Source organism: Massilia sp. 05N420, from assembly GCF_056397205.1.
Window position 1 is genome coordinate 1 of sequence record NZ_JBFTMX010000206.1, and the last position, 416, is coordinate 416.

Annotated in this window: 1 protein-coding gene; it reads right to left on the reverse strand. The window is 65.1% G+C overall.

Features of this window, described 5'->3' with window-relative positions; all coding sequences use genetic code 11:
• On the reverse strand, positions 1–196 hold a 196-nt coding region (locus AC1DIX_RS27990), incomplete at its 3' end, for a hypothetical protein (protein ID WP_477328634.1).
• Positions 197–416: the final 220 nt, after the last annotated feature.

Below are 416 nucleotides of genomic sequence, written 5' to 3' on the forward strand. Positions count from 1 at the left end.
GCGGTGCAGCCTGCGGAGCCGCGGGCTCGATACGCGCTGCCTCGGGCTCCTGCGGCAGTTCGGCAGTGACCTTGGCAAAATCAGAGGGGCGCAGGACGGGCGAACGCGGACGCACGGGTTCGGATGCAGCCTGCGCGGGCTCGAAGCTCCGCCAGCCCGGCAACCGGCTCACCCTGTTCCTGTCGAATTGGCTCATCAGCGCTCTCGTGGCCCGCCGGCAGACTGCAGCGGAGGTAGGTTAATTTTAGAAATCCTTAGCTAACGGACCGTTAAGATGCGCCCACCGATATTAGCGGCTACTTCTGAAACCTGGGAAAACCATGAGAGCCACCTCCTGCCACTGGCGCCGCCTGCTGACGATCGCCGCAGCACTTCTGCCGCTGCAGGCGAGTGCTGCCGGCACTGCGGGCCCATGC